At 48.6% G+C, this 21,326-nt stretch carries 22 protein-coding genes; 5 read left to right on the top strand and 17 right to left on the bottom strand.

Annotated features, from left to right (window positions below; translation table 11 throughout):
* Nucleotides 1-6: 6 nt before the first annotated feature.
* The 3 genes from E4K71_RS10550 to E4K71_RS10560 all read right to left on the bottom strand — a co-directional run bounded on the left by E4K71_RS10550 (nucleotide 7) and on the right by E4K71_RS10560 (nucleotide 2,595).
* On the bottom strand, nucleotides 7-474 hold the full coding sequence (locus tag E4K71_RS10550; RefSeq protein WP_135079347.1) for a GNAT family N-acetyltransferase: 468 nt from the start codon (nucleotides 472-474) through the stop codon (nucleotides 7-9).
* Between the two features lie 3 nt (nucleotides 475-477).
* Nucleotides 478-1,320, bottom strand: coding sequence for a MoxR family ATPase (locus E4K71_RS10555; protein ID WP_135079349.1), 843 nt, complete (start codon nucleotides 1,318-1,320; stop codon nucleotides 478-480).
* 66 nt (nucleotides 1,321-1,386) lie between these two features.
* Entirely contained in the window at nucleotides 1,387-2,595 is a 1,209-nt protein-coding gene (locus E4K71_RS10560; protein ID WP_135079351.1) for an MFS transporter, read from the bottom strand.
* A 72-nt stretch (nucleotides 2,596-2,667) separates the two neighbouring features.
* On the opposite strand from E4K71_RS10560, the gene E4K71_RS10565 reads away from it, so the two are divergent.
* Nucleotides 2,668-3,504 (top strand): helix-turn-helix transcriptional regulator, encoded by an 837-nt coding sequence (locus E4K71_RS10565; protein ID WP_135079353.1) that lies wholly within the window; start codon nucleotides 2,668-2,670, stop codon nucleotides 3,502-3,504.
* Here E4K71_RS10565 and E4K71_RS10570 read toward each other — a convergent pair.
* From E4K71_RS10570 to flgB, 11 genes are all read right to left on the bottom strand, one after another.
* On the bottom strand, nucleotides 3,501-4,076 hold the full coding sequence (locus E4K71_RS10570) for an NnrU family protein (RefSeq protein ID WP_135079355.1): 576 nt from the start codon (nucleotides 4,074-4,076) through the stop codon (nucleotides 3,501-3,503). The two genes, E4K71_RS10565 and E4K71_RS10570, sit on opposite strands and share 4 nt — an antisense overlap.
* A 25-nt stretch (nucleotides 4,077-4,101) precedes the next feature.
* Complete coding sequence (gene alaS / locus E4K71_RS10575) at nucleotides 4,102-6,738, bottom strand: alanine--tRNA ligase (protein WP_135079357.1); 2,637 nt, start codon at nucleotides 6,736-6,738, stop codon at nucleotides 4,102-4,104.
* A 212-nt stretch (nucleotides 6,739-6,950) separates the two neighbouring features.
* On the bottom strand, nucleotides 6,951-8,021 hold the full coding sequence (recA, locus tag E4K71_RS10580) for a recombinase RecA (RefSeq protein WP_135079359.1): 1,071 nt from the start codon (nucleotides 8,019-8,021) through the stop codon (nucleotides 6,951-6,953).
* Between the two features lie 170 nt (nucleotides 8,022-8,191).
* A complete protein-coding gene (locus E4K71_RS10585) occupies nucleotides 8,192-8,377 on the bottom strand; it encodes a hypothetical protein (RefSeq protein WP_135079361.1) in 186 nt (61 codons plus the stop codon).
* A gap of 74 nt (nucleotides 8,378-8,451) precedes the next feature.
* Nucleotides 8,452-10,944 carry a PAS domain-containing sensor histidine kinase gene (locus E4K71_RS10590; RefSeq protein WP_135079363.1) on the bottom strand — a complete coding sequence of 831 codons (2,493 nt, stop codon included), beginning with the start codon at nucleotides 10,942-10,944 and terminating at the stop codon, nucleotides 8,452-8,454.
* Nucleotides 10,944-12,011, bottom strand: a complete 1,068-nt coding sequence (flhB, locus tag E4K71_RS10595; protein ID WP_135079364.1) for a flagellar biosynthesis protein FlhB — start codon at nucleotides 12,009-12,011, stop codon at nucleotides 10,944-10,946. The genes E4K71_RS10590 and flhB overlap by 1 nt, the downstream gene beginning before the upstream one ends.
* An 18-nt stretch (nucleotides 12,012-12,029) precedes the next feature.
* Nucleotides 12,030-12,791: a flagellar biosynthetic protein FliR gene (locus E4K71_RS10600; RefSeq protein ID WP_135079366.1), complete on the bottom strand. Its 762-nt coding sequence runs from the start codon at nucleotides 12,789-12,791 to the stop codon at nucleotides 12,030-12,032.
* 12 nt (nucleotides 12,792-12,803) lie between these two features.
* A complete protein-coding gene (gene fliQ / locus E4K71_RS10605; protein WP_135079368.1) occupies nucleotides 12,804-13,070 on the bottom strand; it encodes a flagellar biosynthesis protein FliQ in 267 nt (88 codons plus the stop codon).
* Nucleotides 13,071-13,079: 9 nt separating this feature from the next.
* Complete coding sequence (gene fliE / locus E4K71_RS10610) at nucleotides 13,080-13,397, bottom strand: flagellar hook-basal body complex protein FliE (RefSeq protein ID WP_240796794.1); 318 nt, start codon at nucleotides 13,395-13,397, stop codon at nucleotides 13,080-13,082.
* Nucleotides 13,398-13,420: 23 nt separating this feature from the next.
* Nucleotides 13,421-13,834 (bottom strand): flagellar basal body rod protein FlgC, encoded by a 414-nt coding sequence (gene flgC / locus E4K71_RS10615; protein ID WP_135079370.1) that lies wholly within the window; start codon nucleotides 13,832-13,834, stop codon nucleotides 13,421-13,423.
* A 41-nt stretch (nucleotides 13,835-13,875) separates the two neighbouring features.
* Nucleotides 13,876-14,262 (bottom strand): flagellar basal body rod protein FlgB, encoded by a 387-nt coding sequence (gene flgB / locus E4K71_RS10620; RefSeq protein WP_206201897.1) that lies wholly within the window; start codon nucleotides 14,260-14,262, stop codon nucleotides 13,876-13,878.
* 216 nt (nucleotides 14,263-14,478) lie between these two features.
* Between flgB and E4K71_RS10625 the strand changes: the two genes are divergently transcribed.
* From E4K71_RS10625 to fliP, 4 genes are read left to right on the top strand one after another with little or no spacing between them, the layout of a single operon-like run.
* On the top strand, nucleotides 14,479-14,877 hold the full coding sequence (locus E4K71_RS10625; protein WP_135079374.1) for an EscU/YscU/HrcU family type III secretion system export apparatus switch protein: 399 nt from the start codon (nucleotides 14,479-14,481) through the stop codon (nucleotides 14,875-14,877).
* A complete protein-coding gene (locus E4K71_RS10630; RefSeq protein ID WP_135079376.1) occupies nucleotides 14,874-15,200 on the top strand; it encodes a hypothetical protein in 327 nt (108 codons plus the stop codon). Before E4K71_RS10625 ends, E4K71_RS10630 begins: the two co-directional genes overlap by 4 nt.
* Nucleotides 15,201-15,221: 21 nt before the next feature.
* A complete protein-coding gene (locus E4K71_RS10635; protein ID WP_135079378.1) occupies nucleotides 15,222-15,551 on the top strand; it encodes a flagellar biosynthetic protein FliO in 330 nt (109 codons plus the stop codon).
* Entirely contained in the window at nucleotides 15,548-16,339 is a 792-nt protein-coding gene (gene fliP, locus E4K71_RS10640) for a flagellar type III secretion system pore protein FliP (RefSeq protein WP_135079380.1), read from the top strand. Before E4K71_RS10635 ends, fliP begins: the two co-directional genes overlap by 4 nt.
* A gap of 51 nt (nucleotides 16,340-16,390) precedes the next feature.
* Here fliP and speE read toward each other — a convergent pair whose 3' ends face one another.
* From speE to E4K71_RS10655, 3 genes are all read right to left on the bottom strand, one after another.
* A complete protein-coding gene (gene speE / locus E4K71_RS10645) occupies nucleotides 16,391-17,236 on the bottom strand; it encodes a polyamine aminopropyltransferase (protein WP_135079382.1) in 846 nt (281 codons plus the stop codon).
* The gene (gene speD, locus E4K71_RS10650) at nucleotides 17,233-17,715 is read right to left on the bottom strand and encodes an adenosylmethionine decarboxylase (RefSeq protein WP_135082047.1); all 483 of its coding nucleotides are present in this window, start codon (nucleotides 17,713-17,715) and stop codon (nucleotides 17,233-17,235) included. The genes speE and speD overlap by 4 nt, the downstream gene beginning before the upstream one ends.
* Before the next feature lie 227 nt (nucleotides 17,716-17,942).
* A complete protein-coding gene (locus tag E4K71_RS10655; protein ID WP_135079384.1) occupies nucleotides 17,943-21,308 on the bottom strand; it encodes a hypothetical protein in 3,366 nt (1,121 codons plus the stop codon).
* Between the last annotated feature and the right edge of the window lie 18 nt (nucleotides 21,309-21,326).

Raw genomic sequence — 21,326 nt, forward strand, 5'->3', positions numbered from 1 at the left:
GCTCTTTTACACAGCCTCCAGCTCTTTTTCCATAAACAAGCTCAGCGGGTCCCGCTTGTAATCTCCGAAAGGTTCAATCTCCTTGTAACCTTCCGCCTTATAAAGGCCAATGGCTTCCGGTTGCGCAGTACCTGTTTCTAAGCGCAGAAACGGTAACTTAAACTGACGTGCTGCCTGTTCCAAAACGCACAATAGATCACGCCCTGCCCCTGTACCACGTGTCTCTGGCAAGACAAACATACGCTTAATCTCCCCATAGTCAGAATAACTGACAAGGGCGGCACAGCCGACAATCCTCGCATCCTCAATGTCGCGAGCCACAAAAAAATGTGTATTGTCATTCATTAAGGCATCCACATCCAGCAAGTGATTACTTTCTGCGGGATAAAGCTCTGCATAATAGGCATCACTCAGTTCTAATAACTGAATAACAGTTGGTTGATCCGGTGTTGCCAAAGAGATTTCATATTTCATGGATTATTCACCACGTCGCGCCATAAATGCCAGGCGTTCAAACAGGTGGATATCCTGCTCGTTTTTCAACAAAGCACCATGCAGCGGCGGAATGGATTTCTTGCTGTCATTCTCACGCAAAGCTTCCGGCGGAATATCTTCCACCATCAACAGCTTGATCCAATCCAGCAGTTCCGATGTGGACGGTTTTTTCTTCAACCCCGGTACATCACGCAAGTCATAGAAAGCATTAAGCGCTTCTGAAACCAGACGTTTTTGCAAGCCCGGATAGTGGACTTCCACAATCTCTGCCATAGTGTCCTTATCGGGGAAACGGATATAGTGGAAGAAACAGCGACGCAGGAAGGCATCGGGTAATTCTTTCTCATTGTTTGACGTAATCACAATGATCGGGCGGTTCTTTGCCTTGACCGTTTCCTTGGTTTCATAAACATGAAACTGCATACGGTCCAGTTCCAGCAACAGGTCGTTGGGGAATTCAATATCGGCCTTGTCAATTTCATCAATCAACAGGACGGGGCGTTCTTCACGCTCGAACGCCTCCCATAACTTCCCACGCACGATATAGTTGGAAATATCATGGACCCGTTCATCACCCAATTGGGAATCACGCAGACGTGACACCGCATCATATTCGTACAAGCCTTGCTGGGCCTTGGTGGTGGATTTCACATGCCATTCAATCAAGGGCGTGTTCAGGGCCTTGGCAATTTCATGGGCCAGAACGGTTTTCCCCGTGCCCGGCTCGCCCTTCACCAAAAGCGGACGTTCCAGATTGATCGCGGCATTCACCGCAACGCGAAGATCATCAGTGGCGACATAATTGTCTGTGCCTGTAAAGCTCATATCATAAACCTGTTAGCTAATCGAACGATTTGCCCTAAGGTAAGGGGCAAACCATGGATGATCAAGTTATTCTGCACCCTGTTCAACAGTTTGACGAGAACGCCAGCAAACTTCCCGGCCCTCTTCAGGCACCAACGGGACAAAGCGCGACAGGATCAAAGACATAAAGGCAAGCCCTGCCCCCGTGATAAAGACCGCAGCCGGGGAAATCAGCCATAACACACCATAAGCCGCAGGCAGCACCACCGCCGCAATATGATTAATGGTAAAAGACACCCCAGCGGTCGGCGCAATATCACGCGGGTCAGCAATTTTCTGAAAATAGGTCTTCATCGCAATCGCCATAGAGAAAAACAAATGATCCAGAATATATAACGCCACGGCCACCCATGGGTCCTGCACAATGGCATAACCAAGGAACACAATAACCAAGCCGATATATTCCACGGTTAAGGAACGACGTTCCCCCCATTTGCCAATCAGTTTACCGATTTGTGGGGCTAAAACCATATTCAGCGCCCCATTGACCAAAAACATGGCAGAGATCGCAGCAGCATCAAACCCAAACTTTTCCACCATCAAGAAGCCCGCAAACACCACAAAGATTTGACGGCGTGCCCCACTGAGGAACTGCAAGGCATAATAGAGCCAATAGCGTTTGCGCAGGATGATCTTTTTATGTTGTTCGACCTTTTCAGGAAAACGGGGAAAAGCCATCCAGCAATAAAGCGCCAACAACACAGTCGCCCCTCCGCCAATGACATAGACAATTTCCATAGACAGGTTCATCACATCCAGACACAACCAGCCTACACCAAAAGCCACAAGTGCCCCGAAAGAACCAATCGCACGCACCCGTCCCATGTTATAGGCAGCTGTTTCCTTATCAAACCATTGCAGTTGTAAAGACTGGTTCACCGTTTCAAAATAATGAAAACCAATCGACATCAAAACAGTGGTTACATAAAGCTCGAGAGCAGACGGGAAATACCCGGTTATGGCCGTCCCAATCCCTAAAATAAGCAACGATAGGATTGCCAAAGTCTGTTCGCGCATCAAAAGCAGTACAAACACCACGGCAAAAGCCATAAAGCCGGGAATTTCACGCAAGGACTGGAGAATACCGATCTCCACACCAGTAAAATTAGCGCGTTCAATCGTGAAATTATTCAGCAAAGCCTGCCAAATCCCAAAAGCCAACGGCATGGCGGCGCCCATGACAAACAACAGGATTTCAGGTCGTTTCCATTTTGTTTCTTGAGATATAGAGGGCATGGGGAACTTCCTCAAAGATTTAAAAGACCAGGAAACTTTAAACCTTTCAAAAAATGTCATATATACACATATATGACAAAACATAGCTTAAAAGAGACATCCCCTTCGACATTTCAGTCTGTGATCGGCAATGACGGCATTGAAATCACCCAGCTGGAAGATATCCCGCGTGACATCACCTTACGCCAGGGCGTGCGCAAAAGCGGGCTACGATCGCCTTTTCATTCCCATGACTGGGGGCAATTGCTTTATGCCTCCAACGGGGTCATGCAGGTCATGGCCGAAGAACGCATCTGGGTCATCCCACCACAACGCGCTGTGTGGATCCCGCCCCAAGTCATCCATGCCATCAAGGTGATCCATACTGTAACCATGCGCAATGTCTATGTCGCGCCTCATGCCCTTCATGACTTGCCAAGCCACTGTCAGGTCATGGTCATTACCCCCCTATTGCGCGAACTGATTGCCACGGCAGTGACCTTCCCGGCCCTTTATGACCAAACCGGTGCGCAAGGGCGTCTTGCCCATGTACTACTGGATTGTCTGACTGCGGCACCGCTTAGTCCGCTCCACCTCCCTGTTCCCAGTGAAGGGCCGATCAAAACCATTGCTGATTACCTGAAAGACAATCCTGCAGATGAAACCACGCTGGATCAATGGGCTGAACATCTGGGAACAACCAGCCGTACATTAGCGCGTAATTTCAAAAAACAAACAGATATGACTTTTGGACAATGGCGCCAGCAAGCTCGTTTATTAGAGGCTTTGGGCAGGCTGGCAAACAAACAACCCATTGCCCATATCGCACAGGATTTGGGCTATTCCTCACAAAGTGCCTTTAGCGCCATGTTTAAAAAAGCACTGGGAGCAACACCGGGAGCCTATTTTACAGATGCCTCAGGCTCTTAATGCTGTTTGGTCGACAGGTCGATCCCTGAAACATATTCATGACCTAAAACCGCAGCAATAAATACGCAGAACCCCACTGTCACAACAATGGCACCTTTATGGGGCAGTTCCTTTGCCGGTGGCGTAAACGCCCCATCACGTTTATTCAACAAGAAAATCGTTGCAACAGACCAAAGCGAAAGCCCACCAAAAAGCAAAACACCGCGCACATCCCCATTCATCAATACATGGGCTACAGACCAAAGGGTAAACCCTGTCAGTTGAGGGTGGCGGATGGTACGTTTGAAATTGCTTTTGATTTTTGCCGCAGCCATCAACACAAAGCCAAGCAAGATCATAATCAGGCAGGGAACAGCCACAATGGCGTAAATATCATAAAGCGGCTGCGCTGGCCCAATTGAACGCCAGCCCAACACCATAAGACCAACGGAAGCCAAAACGACCAGAGCAAACAGCCCCTTATAAGGCATTTCACCAAATCGTTCTGCCAGACGGGCACGCAAATCAGGCGCAGCGACAGGAACCATATGCGCCCCTGCCCAGATCACCAGACCGAGAATAAGAAATTCCATCTGCCCTGTCCTTTATCGTCTGAGATTAACCCGCAATGGCTGCTTCAATCGCAGACAAGGCTTCCTCTGCCTTGGAACCATCAGGGCCACCGGCCTGAGCCATATCCGGGCGACCACCGCCGCCTTTCCCACCCAGGGCCTGAGAACCGACACGCACCAAATCAACCGCATTAAATTGATCTTTCACATCATCGGTGGACCCAACCACGATGGAAGCTTTGCCGTCATTCACAGAAATAGCCGCACAAACGCCACTGCCGATTTGATTTTTCATCTCATCAACCATGGACTTCAGCTCTTTACCCGGAATGCCATCCAACACTTTACCGAGATATTTGATGCCGTTGACATCCTTGACTTCAGATGTTGCAGCCCCGCCCCCTGTTGCGAGTTTTTTGCGCAGATCAGAAATTTCACGTTCCATTTTCTTGCGCTCATCCAGCAGGCTTTCTACACGACCCGCCACTTTGGCAGGTGTGGTCTTCAACAAAGCAGCTGTTTCATTAAGGCGTTCTTCCTGTTCTGCCAGATACGCCACCGCAGCTGAGCCCGTCAGCGCTTCAATCCGGCGCACACCAGCCGCTACAGCGCCTTCATTCAAAACCTTGAACAAGCCAATATCACCTGTGCGTTTCACATGCGTACCACCACACAGCTCAACAGAGAAGTTTTTACCATTTTCATCGCCCATGGACACCACACGCACTTCATCGCCATATTTCTCCCCAAAGAGCGCCATAGCCCCTTGTTCAATGGCTTCATCCGGGGTCATCAAGCGCGTGACCACTTCGGTATTGGCACGCACTTGTGCGTTAACCTTGGCTTCGACAGCCGCAATTTCATCTGTGCTCAGCGCCTTATTATGGGCAATATCAAAACGCAGACGCTCTTCTGCGACCAAGGAACCTTTCTGCGTCACATGATCACCCAGCTCCTGTTGCAGGGCTTTATGTAACAAGTGTGTGGCAGAGTGGTTAGAGCGCACAGCCGAACGGCGCGTATGATCCACTTCGGCAGACACATCGGCCCCGACAGAAATCACGCCCCCCTTCACCTTACCGATATGAAGGTAAAGTGAATGGATGCGTTTTTGTGTATCAGAAACTTCCACTTCGGCAATATCACCAACTTTTAAAAGGCCGCAGTCACCTTCCTGACCACCACTTTCGGCATAAAACGGCGTCTGGTTCAACAAAACAGTAACTTCGGTCCCCGGCTGGGCACGATCAACTTCTTTGCCGTCTACCACGATAGAAACAATCTGGCCTTCTGCAATTTCTGTATCATAGCCCAGGAAGTCCGTCGCCCCGACTTTTTCTTTTAAGTCAAACCACAGGGCTTCATCGGCTTGTCCTCCAGAACCCGCCCAGTTTTTACGTGCCTCTTCACGCTGTTTTTCCATGGCTGTTTCAAAGCCTGGCATATCAACGGCAATCCCTTTGGATTTCAACGCATCCTGTGTCAAATCAACCGGGAAGCCATAGGTATCATAAAGTTTAAAGGCCACATCTCCCTTAAGCTCATCGCCTTCACCCAATTCTTTGGTTTCCGCATCCAGTAGGCTCAAACCACGATCCAGCAGTTTCTTAAAGCGGGCTTCTTCCAGTTCCAGCGTTTCAGTGATCAAGGCTTCGGCGCGCACCAGTTCCGGGAAGGCTTGCCCCATCAGGCCGGTCAATGTCGGCACCAGTTTGTGCAACAATGGGTCTTTCGCTCCAATGATATGGGCATGGCGCATGGCACGACGCATGATACGGCGAAGCACATAACCACGCCCCTCATTAGAGGGCAAAACGCCATCGGCCAGCAAGAAAGCAGAAGAACGCAAATGGTCGGCAATGACGCGGTGCGATGTATTAAAATCACCATCCGGGTCTGTTGAAGATTTATCGGCAGAAGCCTCAATTAATTTGCGCAGAAGGTCGACATTATAGTTATCATGCGTGCCCTGCAAAACAGCTGCAATACGCTCCAGCCCCATGCCCGTATCAATAGACGGCTTGGGCAGGTTCAAACGTTCATCAGCGGTTTGTTCATATTGCATGAAGACAAGGTTCCAAATCTCGATGAAACGGTCCCCGTCTTCTTCCGGACTCCCCGGAGGGCCACCCCAGATATGATCGCCATGATCAAAGAAAATCTCAGAACAAGGACCACAAGGACCGGTATCGCCCATGGCCCAAAAGTTATCAGAAGTTGGAATACGAATGATTTTATCGTCAGACAAACCTGCGATTTTTTTCCACAGGTCAAATGCTTCATCATCTTCATGATAAACCGTAACCAGCAGCTTGTCTTTAGGTAGACCAAATTCCTTGGTGATCAGGTTCCAGGCCAGTTCAATGGCATTATCCTTGAAATAATCCCCAAAAGAGAAGTTGCCGAGCATTTCAAAGAACGTATGGTGACGTGCGGTAAAACCAACATTTTCCAAATCATTATGCTTGCCACCGGCACGCACACATTTTTGCGACGTGGTTGCGCGGGAATAATCGCGTTTTTCCACCCCGGTGAAGACGTTTTTAAACTGCACCATCCCCGCGTTGGTAAACATCAGGGTTGGGTCGTTTCTGGGCACCAGCGGAGAAGAGTCAATAATCTCGTGACCGTTTTTACCGAAATAATCTAGAAACGTTTTACGAATATCGTTCGCACTTTGCATGGGTCTTCACTTTTAGTGGTTATCATGAATTCGAGAGGCTTGGTTTTACCGCGCTGTAAAGGGGCTGTCTAGTTTTTCAATCCTCTACAGGCGGAAAAGGCCAAAACCTTGGCTTACACATAGACAAGCCCCCGGTTGAAACGGGGGCTTGCATAAAACCATTGATGAATTTAGAACCGGATTCCCTTATTTCACGGGACTGGTTTTAAAATTTAATCATCGCCATCTGAGCTTTTTTCCCCAGTTGTCATGGCTTCTGAAATCAACCCGGCATTTTGGCGAATGGCCGTTTCAATCTCATTGGTCATTTCCGGGTTATCACGCAAAAACTGCTTGGCATTCTCACGCCCCTGCCCCACACGGGTGGAATTATAAGAGAACCAGGAACCAGACTTTTCAACAATCCCGGCCTTGACCCCCAGGTCAAGGATTTCACCCATCTTGGAAATCCCTTCCCCATACATAATGTCAAATTCGATGGTGCGGAACGGCGGTGCCATCTTGTTTTTAACAACCTTCACCCGCGTCTGGTTCCCAACAACTTCATCACGATCCTTGATCTGACCAATGCGGCGAATCTCCATACGGATAGAAGAATAGAATTTCAGTGCGTTACCACCTGTCGTGGTTTCCGGGTTGCCAAACATCACACCGATTTTCATCCGGATCTGGTTGATGAAGATGACCAGACAGTTGGAACGCGATACCGAAGACGTCAGCTTCCGCAGGGCCTGTGACATCAAACGTGCCTGAAGCCCCACATGGGTATCGCCCATCTCGCCTTCCAGTTCTGCACGCGGGACAAGCGCGGCCACACTATCAATAATCAACACATCAACGGCCCCAGAACGCACCAGCGTATCGGTAATTTCCAATGCCTGTTCCCCGGCATCAGGCTGGGAGATCAACAACTCGTCAACATTACAGCCAAGCTTTTGTGCATAAACTGGATCCAAAGCGTGTTCAGCATCGACAAACGCACAGGTGCCGCCATTTTTCTGAGCTTCCGCCACAATATGCAGCGCCAGAGTTGTTTTACCGGAACTTTCAGGACCATAAACTTCAATGATGCGGCCCTTAGGCACGCCACCGATGCCCAGCCCGATATCAAGGCCGAGTGAGCCTGTTGAAACAACTTCTGTTTCCACCGCGTTTTCACGCTGGCCCAGTTTCATAATGGAGCCTTTGCCAAAAGATCGCTCGATCTGGGCAACTGCTGCTTCCAATGCTTTATTTTTATCCATGGTATCCTTATCCACGAGCTTAAGTGCGGTCTGAGACATATCTGTACTCCCTTATTCCACAAGTAACAGGGCCGTTGCAATTGATTTAAATGTACACTAAATGTTCTCATCCGCAAGAACATTTGAGAACACACTGTTTTCAAACAACTTTTCAGATAATGTTCTCCCTAAGTTCTACGCGAATCGGAAATCATGAAGAACAAACTGGATTACAGTTTATCAATTTGCTTAAACTCAATCCCACTAATTTTACCCAGTGTTGAAGCATAGTGCGCTTCGGCTTTTTGAGTAAATTTGTTTTTTGCTTCATCTTCACTTTGAGCTGTAACTTTAAGACCAACCTTCTTAATAGTCTTTGCAAAAGTGAGGTTTGCTTGAATTTGATATTGTGTCATAGCTTTAAACTCCAAGTTATTGGAGCGCACAATATCCAATTTATTTTTTCTTGTCATTTACACATAGGGGTAAATTAAAGCTCCCCTAATACATCTTTTACCTTAAAGGCGAGGTCTTTCAGCTTAAACGGTTTGGGTAGGAAGTGAAGCGTCGGATCATTTTCGATCCCTTCCGGGATGACATCTTCGGCATAACCGGACATGAAGATCACCTTGATTTTAGGGAAACGTTCATGCACGAGTTCCACCAAATCCGGCCCCTTCATCCCCGGCATCACCACATCGGTAATAACCAGATCAATTTGATGACCTTTGGATTTAACAATTTCCCAAGCCAAATCACCACTGGCCGCTTCCAACACTTCATAGCCCTTGGCACTCAATGCACGTGCACCAAACAGGCGAACCGGGTCTTCATCTTCCACCAACAAAATTGTTGCTGTTCCCGTTAAGTCCGCATGGTCAAACAAGTCCGGTTGCTGCTTGGTTTCTTTGGGGATAATGACCTCTTCCTCAATAGCCGGGAAGAAAATGGAAAAAGTCGTGCCTTGCCCCACCACACTATCAACAAAAATATAGCCATCGGTTTGGCGCACAATACCATAAACTGTTGAAAGGCCAAGTCCGGTTCCCTTATCCACATCCTTGGTCGTAAAGAAGGGTTCAAAAATTTTCGTCAGGTTTTCCGGGGGAATACCACAACCGATATCGGTGACTTCAATACAAACATATTGCCCCGGTGGCATAGTGTCATGGCCCTGTTCAATCGGTTCTTCAATGTTGGCATTAGAGGTACGGATCATCACCTCTCCCTCGCCATCCATGGCATGACCTGCATTCACAGCCAGGTTAACCACCACCTGTCCCAACTGCCCGGTATCCACCCGAATTTGCTTTAAGTCACGGCCATTTTCGATCCGTAATCGAACCGTTTCCCCCAAAGAACGATTAAGCATGGAGGACAGGTCGGAAATCACCTCCGATATATCCACAATTTCCGGGCGCAAAGTTTGCTTGCGCGAAAAGGCCAAAAGCTGACGGACCAAATCCGTCGCTCGATTACCACTTTGATAAATTTGCTGGAGTTCCTGATGATCCGGATCACCCTTGGGATGACGTTCCAAGAGGATTTCACAAAAGCCCGTCAAGGCAGTCAACACGTTATTGAAATCATGGGCAATCCCGCCGGCCAACTGACCAACCGCCTGCATTTTCTGGGCTTGAGAAAACTGGAGTTCCAAATCACGTTTTTCTGTTGCATCAATAAAATGTAAGACCAAACCATTGATTTCTCCGGTTTCATCTTCCATATGGCCGGCAAAAACACTCACGGTTAGCAAGCGCCCCTTAGCCGTCTGCATCTGCACATCAAAACGCACAGCCGCAATGGTTCCCATGGCAACTTTACCCAGCTGACGGGTCGCGTCTTCATGATAATCAGCCTTAATCTGATCAAACAGCGCACGCCCGACAATCGCATCCTGATGACGTCCCAGCATTTTCAGGAAAGCCCGGTTGCAGTCCGTTACATTGCGTTCCATATCCAAAACGGCGATACCGATCGGAGCTTCATTAAACAACCAACGCACCCGTGGGTCGTAGCCCAAAGCCGCTTTCTTGGATGCGGTTTGCTCCACCCGTTTAGGAGCAATTTCCCCACATTCAATCCCTTGGCGCAAAACGACACAACGATTGTGAACAAAACGCCCCTGTTCATCATAAAGTTCCGTCTGACGCACCAATACGCCAAAAGGCTTGCCATCAGCCCCCTTCAACGTCATGGTTCCTTTGGTACCATCATCCAGTTCAACGACGAAATCTGCCAAGCCAAAACCACTGGCCCGCACCATTTCCGGTGAAACGCCCAGCCAGTCACCCAAGGTCTGGTTTACAAAACGAAAACGCCCCTGCTGATCTGAGCTGAAAAAGCCGATGGGCAAGTTATCGACAAAATCAAACATCTGGCGAAATTCTGTATTTTGGGCATTCTCCATCTCACGTCGGGCAGAAATATCGCGCACCAACCATAAAGAAAACCCAACAGGCTTCCCCAGCGGAGCCACAGAAATCCGACGCCATTCCCGCATGCCATTGGCAAGGCGGATCGGAACTTCACTATGATCGCCAATGCCATTGCGCGCATTGGCTTGTAAGCGATTAAATTCTTCAATCGCCCAGTCCCCATCCAGCAAATCCAGAATGCCCGCCAGTTCTACCTTTCCCGGCATCAAGGGGAGCAAACGTTTAAATCCCGGATTGGCATAAACTGTGGAACCATCACGTGCTGTAATCAGGCGAGCCTCGGGTAAAACATCAATGGCTTGGCGCAACAAATCCCCAAAAGCCCCTGCATTCCCCGCAGACCCGATTGCCCAGCCCAGTAGGCTGAGCCCCATCATCGAACAAACCAGAGGGACATATGTCCATAAGACATTGAAGTGGAATAAAAAATGATTCCCCGCAGCAATCAACAACAAAGCCCAGGCCAACAGTCCCCATGTCACAGGCTGGCGCACAAGCCTTTTGAAACGGCGCTTTACACGCGTGGACATGTTTAAGGGTTTCATCAGTTCATCTGCCCTTTAAGACGCATGACATAACCAATAACTTCAGCCACAGCGGCATAATGTTCTGCCGGAATTTCTTGATCTATTTCCACACTGGCATAAAGGGCACGTGCCAGTGGTGGGTTTTCAACAATCGGCACTTCATTTTCTTCGGCAATTTCACGAATACGAAACGCAAGATTATCCATCCCCTTTGCCACCAGCCTGGGAGCTGTCATCATTTCCTGTTTATATTCCAACGCGCAGGCATAATGGGTCGGGTTGGTCACAACGACATCAGCCGTGGGGACGGCTGTCATCATACGCTGGCGGGCACGCTCCATACGGAGCTGACGGATTTTTGCCTTGATCTGCGGATCGCCCTCAGACTGTTTATGTTCATCCTTAACTTCCTGCTTAGTCATTCTCATTTGCTTCATAAAACTGTAACGCTGATAAGAATAGTCAATCGCTGCAATTACAGTCATCAAGGCGGTCACGGTAATCAAAAGATAAATAGATACGTCATACATAACTTCCAAAATTTGGAACATGTCATAAGAAGGCAAAATTTCCACATTGGTATAAACCGGCAAAACGACAAGAAATGCCGCAGCCCCAACCAGTGTCATTTTAAAAATTGTTTTGACCATTTCCATAAGGGATTTGGCTGAAGCAATTTTCTTAATACCTTTTTTAACGGAAATATTCGACAGTTTTGGCTGTAATTTCTTTGGGGCCCAGATCAAACCTGTCTGGAAAACACCAGATACCATTGCTGTAATCAAAAAGGCAAACAACAAAGGTAAAACCCTGATCCCCATATCTTGGACAAGCTGTTCAAACAAAACGACAATACTATTTTGGTCCAAACGAATTTGATAGCCGTCAGCCCAGTAAAAAATAATCGGTTCAACAACGCTTTGTGCAAAATACGGCCCTAGAAAAAGGACAAAGAGCGCAGCAGAAAAGAAAGTCGCCCAGCTTTTAATCTCTTGCGACTGTGTTACCTGACCTTCTTCCCGCGCCTTGGAAAGTTTTTTGTCGGTTGGTTCTTCCGTTTTCGACGCGTCGTCTTCTTCTGCCATCTTTTCCCCTTCTGACCCTTATGGCTCCAAGAAACGAATAAGGCCCTTCTGATAGTAGGTTAAGAATACCATCATAATACCTGAAACCGTAAACATTAGCATCAGCACAGAGAACATAATTTGCGCGGGCATCGCTACAAAGTAAATCTGAAACTGTGGGTTCAAACGGCTGATCAGCCCCATTGCCAACTGGAATCCAAAAGATAAAAGCAAAAAGGGAGCTGCCAGCTGCACACCAATTTTAAACGCATCAGCCACTGTGCGTGCCACAAATTGCGTAAAATCTCCAATCGGCGGCATTTTTCCTGGCTCAAACAAGGAATAACTATCCACAATCGCTGTTAACATCAAGTGATGCATATCAGTTACAAACAAAACCACCAACGCCAAATTAACAAAAAACGTGGAAATAATGGACCCTTGGGACTGTGACACCGCATCAAAAGAAAAGGCGTTGGACAAGGAAGAGACAAAAGCCACGATTGTCCCCAGCACCTGCATGGCACTCAGCATAATCGCCATCAACATGCCAAAGAAAAATCCAACCAGAATTTCCCCTCCAATCAAAATCATCAATTCAAGAGGATGAATGGGAAAGGGTGGAAAATTTGCAGAAACAATTGGAACAAGAACAAAAGCCAGCATCAAGGCCAGCAACAAACGGATACGTGTGGAGACAAATTGAGCACTGACCCCTGGCATGACAAACAAAGCCCCACTCATACGGGCAAAGATCAAGCCAAAATGAAAAATATTGAAGGTGAAAATATCACTGAGCATCGCACCAGCCCGCTACCCAAGGGCAATGATCTTATCAAAGATCGACTCACCAAACACCAGCATATGGTTGATCATAAAGGGCAACATGATCACAAGAGCAACAAAGATCACCAAAATTTTCGGCACAAACACCAACGTCATTTCCTGAATAGAGGTCAGCGCCTGAAACAAGGCAATCAATAGACCAATGACCAAGCCCGCAATCAGGACCGGGCCACTGACCACCAAAATTACCCAAAAAGCCTCGCGACCAATTTCAATTACACCGATATCATTCATGAAAACCGCCTAGATCGGCATTTTAATGATTTCTTGATAAGCCTGAATGACCTTATCACGCACGGTTGTCACCGCCTGTAACGTCACTTCGGCTTCTGCGACCGCTGTCACCACCTCGTTGACATCCGCCTGACCGGCTGCGGCTTTCAAAGACATACGTTCAGATTTATAACCAATATCAACAGCTTCCTGCACCGCCTGCTTCAACAGGTCGGAAAAGTCATCCTGAGAGACTTCTTTCGCATTATCGAAAGTCGGTAGCTTGTTAATTTCCTGACTTTGCTTGGCATAAGCGGCGGCCGCAGATGCGATCATTGAATCAGCCATATCCGTGTTCCTTCCTTATGCGATTATCGCAAAATCCCAATACTTGTTTGCAGCATTTTCTTCGTCGCCTTCACCGTGTTAACGTTGGCTTCATAAGAACGCTGCGCTTCACGCATATCCATCATCTCGATCATAGTATTGACGTTGGGGCGTAAAACATATCCATCTTTATCTGCTGCCGGGTGGGCAGGGTCAAAAAACTTCTTAAAATTTGCCGTACTATCTTCTTTGACTTTATGGACACGCACCGTATGGGCGTCAATATTTTTATCCAATTCATTGCGAAAGAGGATTTTTTTACGACGATAAGGGTTTTCCCCCGGCTTAGTTGGCAAGGAGTCGGCGTTGGCCACGTTTTCCGCAATCACACGCAAGCGTGCACCCTGAACTTTCATTCCGGCGGTGGAAATACGCATGCTTTTAAACATTTCATCCATAATAAAACCTCTGTGCCCTCATCCACAAAACAAAAAGCGCCCTATCTTTTGCCCAATGCAATTTTAAACAGACTCATATTTTTCTTATAAACCTGCGTGGTCAGCTCGTGATCAACCTGGGATTCGCTCATTTTCGTCATCTGCTCTTCCAAGACGACCTGGTTTTTGTTGATGGTGGATTCATAAGGCTTAGGCTCATCAACCGCATATTCCTTAATACGCGCAGCCTTTACCCCAATATGGTTCGGGTCTGTTCCAATCGGCTTGACATGCATGGCTTGGCGCCGCATCAAATCCTTGAAATCAAACGGTTTTAAATCTTTGGCGACATACTTGGGCGTATCGGCGTTTGCAATATTATCCGCCAACACTTCCTGTCTATTTGAAATATAATCCATTCGCTTTTTCAAGACAGCGAACAGAGACATATTACCTAAGTCCATTTTGAACTCCTAATACTGACACATGCCCTCGACCTCCCAAGAACAAAATCAGCACACAGCGTTTCATCAAGGCCCATTTTTGCCCATTGGTACCTTTTTACTATGCAACGCCCATATTAACAAATGGTAAAGCCAGATGTAAGCCTTTTTATTCAAACAACTTCTTTAAGCTTTTTTAAAAATCTTTAGAAGATTATAATTATGCCAAATCAACAACAGGCGCATGTTATTTTGACCGACACAAAGAACCCCCTTCCCAAACATTTTGATCCTGACCAGATTGCCGTAGCCCTTCAATATGATGGCATTGAAGATAAGGCCCCGGAGATTGTTGCCTCAGGCCAAGGTGCTGTGGCTGAACAGATTTTGCAAATTGCCTTTGCCGAAGGGGTGCGGGTCCGTGAAGATGCAGACCTGGCGCAAATCCTGAATCTGATGGATGTAGGAGAAGAAATCCCGGTTGAAGCCTTTGCAGCAGTTGCAGAAATCCTCACTTACGTTTATCAAGCCAACAACCAGCCCCTGCCCGGTGTGGACACGCCACTGGCCCCAAACGACAATCAAGGTCTGGATCATAGAGATGAGGATGACACCACATGAGCCCCCTTGCTGATATTGAACAACAGATTGAGCAGATCACAGCCTTTATTGAAACGGCTGAAAAACTGATTTATCAGGAAAAGATGGTCGATGTGGGCGCTTTGGCCCCTCATACCGCCGACCTCTGTCAGGCATTGGAAAAACTCCCCCCCGCTCAGGCCAAAGCCATCTTACCCCAAATTGAAAAGCTGTTTGAATCCATCGAACGACTGGAAAATGATTTGAATATGCAGCATGATGCGCTAACAGAACGCTTGCAGTTTAGCCAAGGCCATGCCAATCCTTTGATGGCGCAAGAAGTCATTGATGATGAAGACCAATAAATAAAGGGCAGAAAAACACTCATGGAAATCACAGATTACCTTCGGTTCGTGTTTGCACTGGCCTTTGTCGTTGCGTTGATCGGCCTCTTGGCTTTTGTCGCCAAACGCGCAGGTATGGGCTATCGCAATGTGGCCAGAGCTGGTAAAAGACGTCTCAGCATTTCCGAAGTCATGCCGCTGGACGGTAAAAGACGGCTGGTTCTGGTCAAACGGGACGATAAAGAACACCTTCTGGTCATTGGCGGGGAAAACGATCTGGTTGTGGAACAAAATATCAAAACCGTTGATAGTGACATGGATTTTTCAGAACATCTTTCAAACGTCAGTGACAGTGAGGGAAAAACCTCATGACCAAACGGCCGATTTTGAAACTTTCCCTCAGTGGCGGGCTGATTTCCGGTTTAACCTTTTTCGTACTGGCCCTGTTTAATTCCGAAGTTCTGGCCCAAAGCTTCACTCTTGATTTCGGCGACCCAAATGTTGGTGGCCCGGAAAGTACCACGTCTCGCATCATTCAATTGATTGCCCTGACCACAGTGCTTTCCCTGGCCCCCAGTATTCTCGTCATGGTGACCTCCTTTACCCGTTTGGTCATCGTCTTCAGCTTTTTGCGTACCGCCATGGGTACACAACAGGCCCCGCCCAACCAGGTGCTGGTCTCCCTTGCCCTGTTTCTCACCATGTTCATCATGATGCCAACCTTTGATCAAGCCTATCAACAAGGGATCAAACCCTATATGGATGGGGATTTGGCCGAAATTCCGGCATTTGAACAAACGGTACAGCCTTTTCAGCGTTTCATGATGCAACATGTGCGTGACAAGGATCTGGACCTGTTTTTGGGCATTGCCAAGGAAAGCCCCACCTTAAACCCCGATGAGATCCCCTTGCGCGCCCTGATCCCCGCATTCATGATCTCAGAATTGCGCCGGGCCTTTGAAATCGGCTTCCTGCTCTTCATCCCCTTTCTGGTCATTGACATGATCGTGGCCTCCGTCCTGATGGCCATGGGTATGATGATGCTGCCTCCTGTCATTATCGCGCTGCCCTTCAAGATCATTTTCTTCGTGCTTGTGGATGGCTGGTACATGCTCGTCGGCTCCATGGTCAAGAGTTTCGGACAAGGCATATTGGAATGAAAAAAGGCTCCCATCAGCGGGAGCCTTTTTAAATCAATATCACACAACTCATTACTTGATCAGTTTCTCAATATAGCGCGGCAGGGAAAAGGCCCCGACATGTACACCCGGTGTGTAATAGTTGGTATCAAAGCCAGCCGCCTTGAACCGTTCCTCAATCACCTCAATAGGCTGCTTGCGCGCCGCAGGATCATTTGAGGCCCAAGCCAGCGTCATAAATCCACCAACATAGGTAGGTACGGCCACCACATAGAAGTTCATGTCTGCAAAATGCGGGGACATACGTTCTTGTGTGGTTGTGACTTCATCGCCTTGGAAAAAAGGCACACCGTTTTGCGTCACAAGAATCCCTTTTTCCGTCAGACATCGCTGACAGTCTTTATAGAACTCTGAGGTAAAGAGAACTTCGCCCGGCCCGATCGGATCCGTTGAATCCACAATGATCACATCAAAACGGTCTTCAGTTTCTTTCACAAATTTCAAACCATCAGCAATCACCAGATGACAACGCGAGTCGTCAAAAGCCCCGGCACTGTGATCAGGGAAATATTTCTTCGACATTTCCACAACAGACGCATCAATTTCCACCATGGTGCACTGAACATCTTGATGGCGCAGCACTTCACGCAGCACACCGCCATCACCACCGCCGATGATCAACACGTTTTTCGCAGCCCCATGGGCGAGGATCGGCACGTGAGAAATCATCTCGTGATAGACAAACTCGTCACGATCTGTTGTCTGTGTCACCCCATCAAGCATCATGACACGACCGAAAAAGTCATTTTCAAAAATGATCAGGTCCTGATGTTCTGTCTTTTCTTCGAATAACACATCGCCTGCCTTGAAGCCCTGGCGGTAATCTTCATAGAGGCTTTCTGAAATCCAGCGGCTCATACGACGTCCTTCCCCCGAAGTTGCTCATCCACATCCACACGATCGGGGGTGAAGGCTTCTTCCAAAAACGGAACGGCTTTGTGAGGATCACAATCACCACACATAAACACATCCAATGCCGCGTAGGAATTTTCCGGCCATGTATGGATACTGATATGAGATTCGGCCAGAACCAAAACACCGGAGACCCCACCGTTTGGTTCAAAGTGATGCAGATGACAATGCAGGATTGTTGCCCCGGCAGCATCCGCGCCTGCACGCAAGGTGCGTTCAATCAGATCAATATCATCAAGCTTGCTTGCGCCCCACAGGTCAATCAGCAGGTGCGTTCCGGCATAACGAATGCCATTGCGTTCGATAAAATAATCTTTGGTATTTTCAACCACGGCAAAGCCGGATTGAGTCTCTTCATTTTCGCGGATCTGGGTTTCGCTCGGTTTCATGTCCGAGTCCATCCCCAGTTCGGCAAGAGCAGCCATCTTAGCCATTCCCAACCCTTTCCAAACCAGTAGATAGATAGTCCGCAAAACTTCATGCGGATAAGGCGACAGTCTTTGCCTGAGTTTAGAAACAAACACAAGATAATTTTTATGCTCGGTGCCGTTTTTTATCCGCCCTGTGGGCTAAAAACCATACCTGGATAGACATGTCATTTCCAACTTGATTGAAAACCTTCTTCCCAAAGCCCCTGCCCCTGACACAGGCTTTAATTGATTTCACTCAACTTACCATCTTTCAAGCGTTGTTTATATTCACCCATAAAGTTGGTGAAGTTCTCAGCTGGCTTGACCAGTTGGGTGATGGTGCGCGGGTCCAGCATACCTGCATTTTCCCGTGAGGCAATCAGGCGGAAGGCATCGCGCAGGGATGTATTTTCCATTGCCCCGCCATAATCAGCCCGGATACGGGCCACACCGCGTTCATTTGCCCCCAATGTGTAAGATACGGCCAAATTCAAAATCAACTTGGCCTGCTCTTCATTCAACGGCTTATGACGACGCGCCCCTTTTGCCAAGGCAATGCGTTTCAAGGTTGCTGCGGAATTGCGCCAGTCACTGGCATTCCAATGCACCTCAGAACGCAAGATATCTGCATCTACCGTTTCGTCTTCGGCATTTTCCAACATGGTCAAGGCTTTATCCGCCTGCCCCATGTCAATCAATGCACGGGCTTCAAGGTGGCGACGTTGAACAATTTCTTCCGGTGTCATATTACGCTGCGCACTTTTCTTCAAAGCACGAATGGCCTTTTTCGGTGCTCCCGCAGCCAAATAGACGACAGCCAGACGCGTACCGACCTGTGCCTTTTTCGCTCCGGACAGGCGGAACTGGACCTGATTTTCCAGAAGTTCAGCAGCTTCACGCAAGAGATCAACAGCGGCCAGTCGGTCAGCCAGCTTGCGGATCATCTCATCGCCTTTTTCCCCAGCTGGTGTCAGCTCGCGGAACTCATCATAAAGGGCAATGGCGGTTACAGGTGCCAGTTCGTCCGCTTTGCCTTCAAGGTAGAGTTCCTCAAAGATACGGATCATTTCCTGTGTCACCGTTTCAGCTTCCGGATGCTTGCGGAAATAAGTGGCTGCTTGTCGCATTGTACGCAGGCCGTCACGATAATTCGTCGTTTGAACGTACATGTCCCCAAGACGGCGCAACAGATCGAATTCAAAATCATCACCCCGCCATGCAAAACGCAATTTTTCCAAAGCTTCGATTAGCTCTTTATCTTCAAGACGCTTATGCTTGTAAAGAAGCTCATTCTTCGCCAAAGCCGCCTTGGCCCTCGAAGGTCTGTGATCCCCTTCTTCAACTTCTTCATAGATCACAACCGCCCCATCCGGATCACCGCTGATTTCCTTGGTGCGAGCACGCAGGTATTTAATGGCATCTGCCTGACGCGTGCCCAGTCCTTCAGCTTCCAGGACTTCAAGATAGGATTCGGCCTGACGTACATCGCCAGTGGCAAGGGCACCTTCGGTCAACAACAGCCCAAGGGGCAATTTCAAACGCGGTGGATAATTTCGAATAACCCCACCCAAACGTTTCATATCCAAGGCAGCCGTGGAATAATCACCTTTCGCCGCCTTGATCAAAGCCTGCCAGAACTGCCCTTCATCCTTGGCAGAAATTTCCTCACCAGAAAAATCTTCTTCCGCCTCGTCATAGCGCCCCATGATAAAGTTGGCGACGCCGTGCATGGCATTAAAATCCGAATCCAGTGCTTTTTTCGGATCGGTCTTCAACATGGCATTCAACACACCCAGTGCTTCCGGCCCCATGCCGTGTGACAAATAGTATCGTGCCAGCTTTTCACGTGCAATCTCACGACGCGGCCCTTTTAAACCCGCAACCGCCTTTTCAAGGTCTTGGCGGTTTTCACGGTATTTATCCATGTCACCGACTTTCCATTTATCAAAATGGAAAATACGGCTAACCCCACGCAAGCCCCCGATTTTAGCCTGAGCAACAGCCCTTTTTCCGGTATCAGAAAGTTTCAGACTGCTTGATGCCGTCATCTCAATACCGGATTTTAGTGTTCTCACCCGCAAATCATCACTGAAGGGACGGAAAACAGCGCCCTGGGATGAGGGCAAAATCTCAAACTGCGGATACGAGCGTGCCGTATTCACCCCGTGCCCCAACGGGATCACCGGAACCACCATCAGATTATCCCCAATCGTTGGGTCAGCCACAGGCACAGGCAGGCCCCCTTCCTGAACCGACATAAACAGGCGCGCACCCGCAGGTGAATGGGGTTGGGATTGAACGTCGATTTCCTGTGAGGCCAACATCGGTAATTTGCCAAATTCAAACACCCAGGCCAAACCTTCACGTTTTGGACGCGGGTTAAAACCGGGAACAGTTTCCATACGCAAAACCGTCGCACGCGGGATCGAAATTTGTTCGATATCCAAAATCCCGCCATTTGACGATGCCTTCATGGCATTCACATCTTGCTGTGTCTGTTTATCAAAAACCAGCCAGACATTATCACCGCGTCTAAAGGCCGCTGCGGCAACAGGTTCCCCAAATTCAAAACGCAAAGAGAAATTGGCCACCAGACCGGCCGCATTGGGCACTTGGGCAACTTCACGCTTTGGTTCCGGAGCAACCGCTTTGGGGGCCGGGATGTTTCGCGGTTCGGCAACTTTCACCACCGGGGCCGGTTTAGGCTTGGGCGGCTGTACCGACGCAGGCTGGGCCACAGGAGCAGCAGGAACGGGCTGAACCGGGGCAGGCTGTTGAGCCAACTGAGTTGTTGCAGGGGCAGCAGGTTTTTGCGCCAAACGATCGCGATAAACATCCACAACAACTTTGTTGCCCACATAAAAATGCTTAATGCGCGACCCGGATGTCACGCTCAATTCAACCGCTTTTCCATTTTGGCGCAAACCACGTACCTGCCCCGTTAGATTACGTCGGGCCGGGGCAAAATTATATTGGGCAGGTTCAGCAAAATCCACAATGGTCTTGCCCTCATAATCACCAATGCTATAGCCAACTTTGCGCGGCCAATCAAAAACGATCCGGGTAAAATTGCCTTTTTCACCCTTTCTGACCCGCACGTTCGGCCCACTTGCAGGAACAACGGATTGCTGAACCTGTGTAGGGGTAACAGCTTGTACCGGGGCGGGAGTAACAGGTTGTGGGGCCGGTGCGACTTGTTGCTGTGGGCGTGGAGCTGGCTTGGGTTTTGTTGCCTGTTTTTTTTGCGGCTCCCCAATAATATCAATCACCAGATAGCTGCCGCTGTAAAAACTGCGCACGCCATAATCACCCGTCAAATTCATTTTAATGGTGCGCCCGCCATTTGACGGGGCCACACGGGTGACATAGCTTTTCAGGTTACGCCGCACTTCATTATAGGAGGTTTCAGCAGGTTCCCCCAAATTGATCGTCAGGACACCATTTTCAGCATTGGCCTGATAACGCACAGGCACAGACCATTTAAACACCATACGGCCATAACCGGGGTGTGCGCCTGCACGCACGGCAATACGCTCAGCCCATGCAGCCTCAACGGCGAACAGGCCGATCATAAAGATCATCAAGCTTATCACTGCGCGTAACGCCATATGGTCAGCCTTACCCCT

Source organism: Terasakiella sp. SH-1 (genome assembly GCF_004564135.1).
Lineage (GTDB): Bacteria > Pseudomonadota > Alphaproteobacteria > Rhodospirillales > Terasakiellaceae > Terasakiella.

Coding starts and splice junctions, on each gene's coding strand:
- E4K71_RS10550 (WP_135079347.1), bottom strand. CDS start 474: ATGAAATATGAAATCTCTTTGGCAACACCGGATCAACCAACTGTTATT.
- E4K71_RS10555 (WP_135079349.1), bottom strand. CDS start 1,320: ATGAGCTTTACAGGCACAGACAATTATGTCGCCACTGATGATCTTCGC.
- E4K71_RS10560 (WP_135079351.1), bottom strand. CDS start 2,595: ATGCCCTCTATATCTCAAGAAACAAAATGGAAACGACCTGAAATCCTG.
- E4K71_RS10565 (WP_135079353.1), top strand. CDS start 2,668: ATGACAAAACATAGCTTAAAAGAGACATCCCCTTCGACATTTCAGTCT.
- E4K71_RS10570 (WP_135079355.1), bottom strand. CDS start 4,076: ATGGAATTTCTTATTCTCGGTCTGGTGATCTGGGCAGGGGCGCATATG.
- alaS (WP_135079357.1), bottom strand. CDS start 6,738: ATGCAAAGTGCGAACGATATTCGTAAAACGTTTCTAGATTATTTCGGT.
- recA (WP_135079359.1), bottom strand. CDS start 8,021: ATGTCTCAGACCGCACTTAAGCTCGTGGATAAGGATACCATGGATAAA.
- E4K71_RS10585 (WP_135079361.1), bottom strand. CDS start 8,377: ATGACACAATATCAAATTCAAGCAAACCTCACTTTTGCAAAGACTATT.
- E4K71_RS10590 (WP_135079363.1), bottom strand. CDS start 10,944: ATGAAACCCTTAAACATGTCCACGCGTGTAAAGCGCCGTTTCAAAAGG.
- flhB (WP_135079364.1), bottom strand. CDS start 12,011: ATGGCAGAAGAAGACGACGCGTCGAAAACGGAAGAACCAACCGACAAA.
- E4K71_RS10600 (WP_135079366.1), bottom strand. CDS start 12,791: ATGCTCAGTGATATTTTCACCTTCAATATTTTTCATTTTGGCTTGATC.
- fliQ (WP_135079368.1), bottom strand. CDS start 13,070: ATGAATGATATCGGTGTAATTGAAATTGGTCGCGAGGCTTTTTGGGTA.
- fliE (WP_240796794.1), bottom strand. CDS start 13,397: ATGGCTGATTCAATGATCGCATCTGCGGCCGCCGCTTATGCCAAGCAA.
- flgC (WP_135079370.1), bottom strand. CDS start 13,834: ATGGATGAAATGTTTAAAAGCATGCGTATTTCCACCGCCGGAATGAAA.
- flgB (WP_206201897.1), bottom strand. CDS start 14,262: ATGTCTCTGTTCGCTGTCTTGAAAAAGCGAATGGATTATATTTCAAAT.
- E4K71_RS10625 (WP_135079374.1), top strand. CDS start 14,479: ATGCCAAATCAACAACAGGCGCATGTTATTTTGACCGACACAAAGAAC.
- E4K71_RS10630 (WP_135079376.1), top strand. CDS start 14,874: ATGAGCCCCCTTGCTGATATTGAACAACAGATTGAGCAGATCACAGCC.
- E4K71_RS10635 (WP_135079378.1), top strand. CDS start 15,222: ATGGAAATCACAGATTACCTTCGGTTCGTGTTTGCACTGGCCTTTGTC.
- fliP (WP_135079380.1), top strand. CDS start 15,548: ATGACCAAACGGCCGATTTTGAAACTTTCCCTCAGTGGCGGGCTGATT.
- speE (WP_135079382.1), bottom strand. CDS start 17,236: ATGAGCCGCTGGATTTCAGAAAGCCTCTATGAAGATTACCGCCAGGGC.
- speD (WP_135082047.1), bottom strand. CDS start 17,715: ATGGCTGCTCTTGCCGAACTGGGGATGGACTCGGACATGAAACCGAGC.
- E4K71_RS10655 (WP_135079384.1), bottom strand. CDS start 21,308: ATGGCGTTACGCGCAGTGATAAGCTTGATGATCTTTATGATCGGCCTG.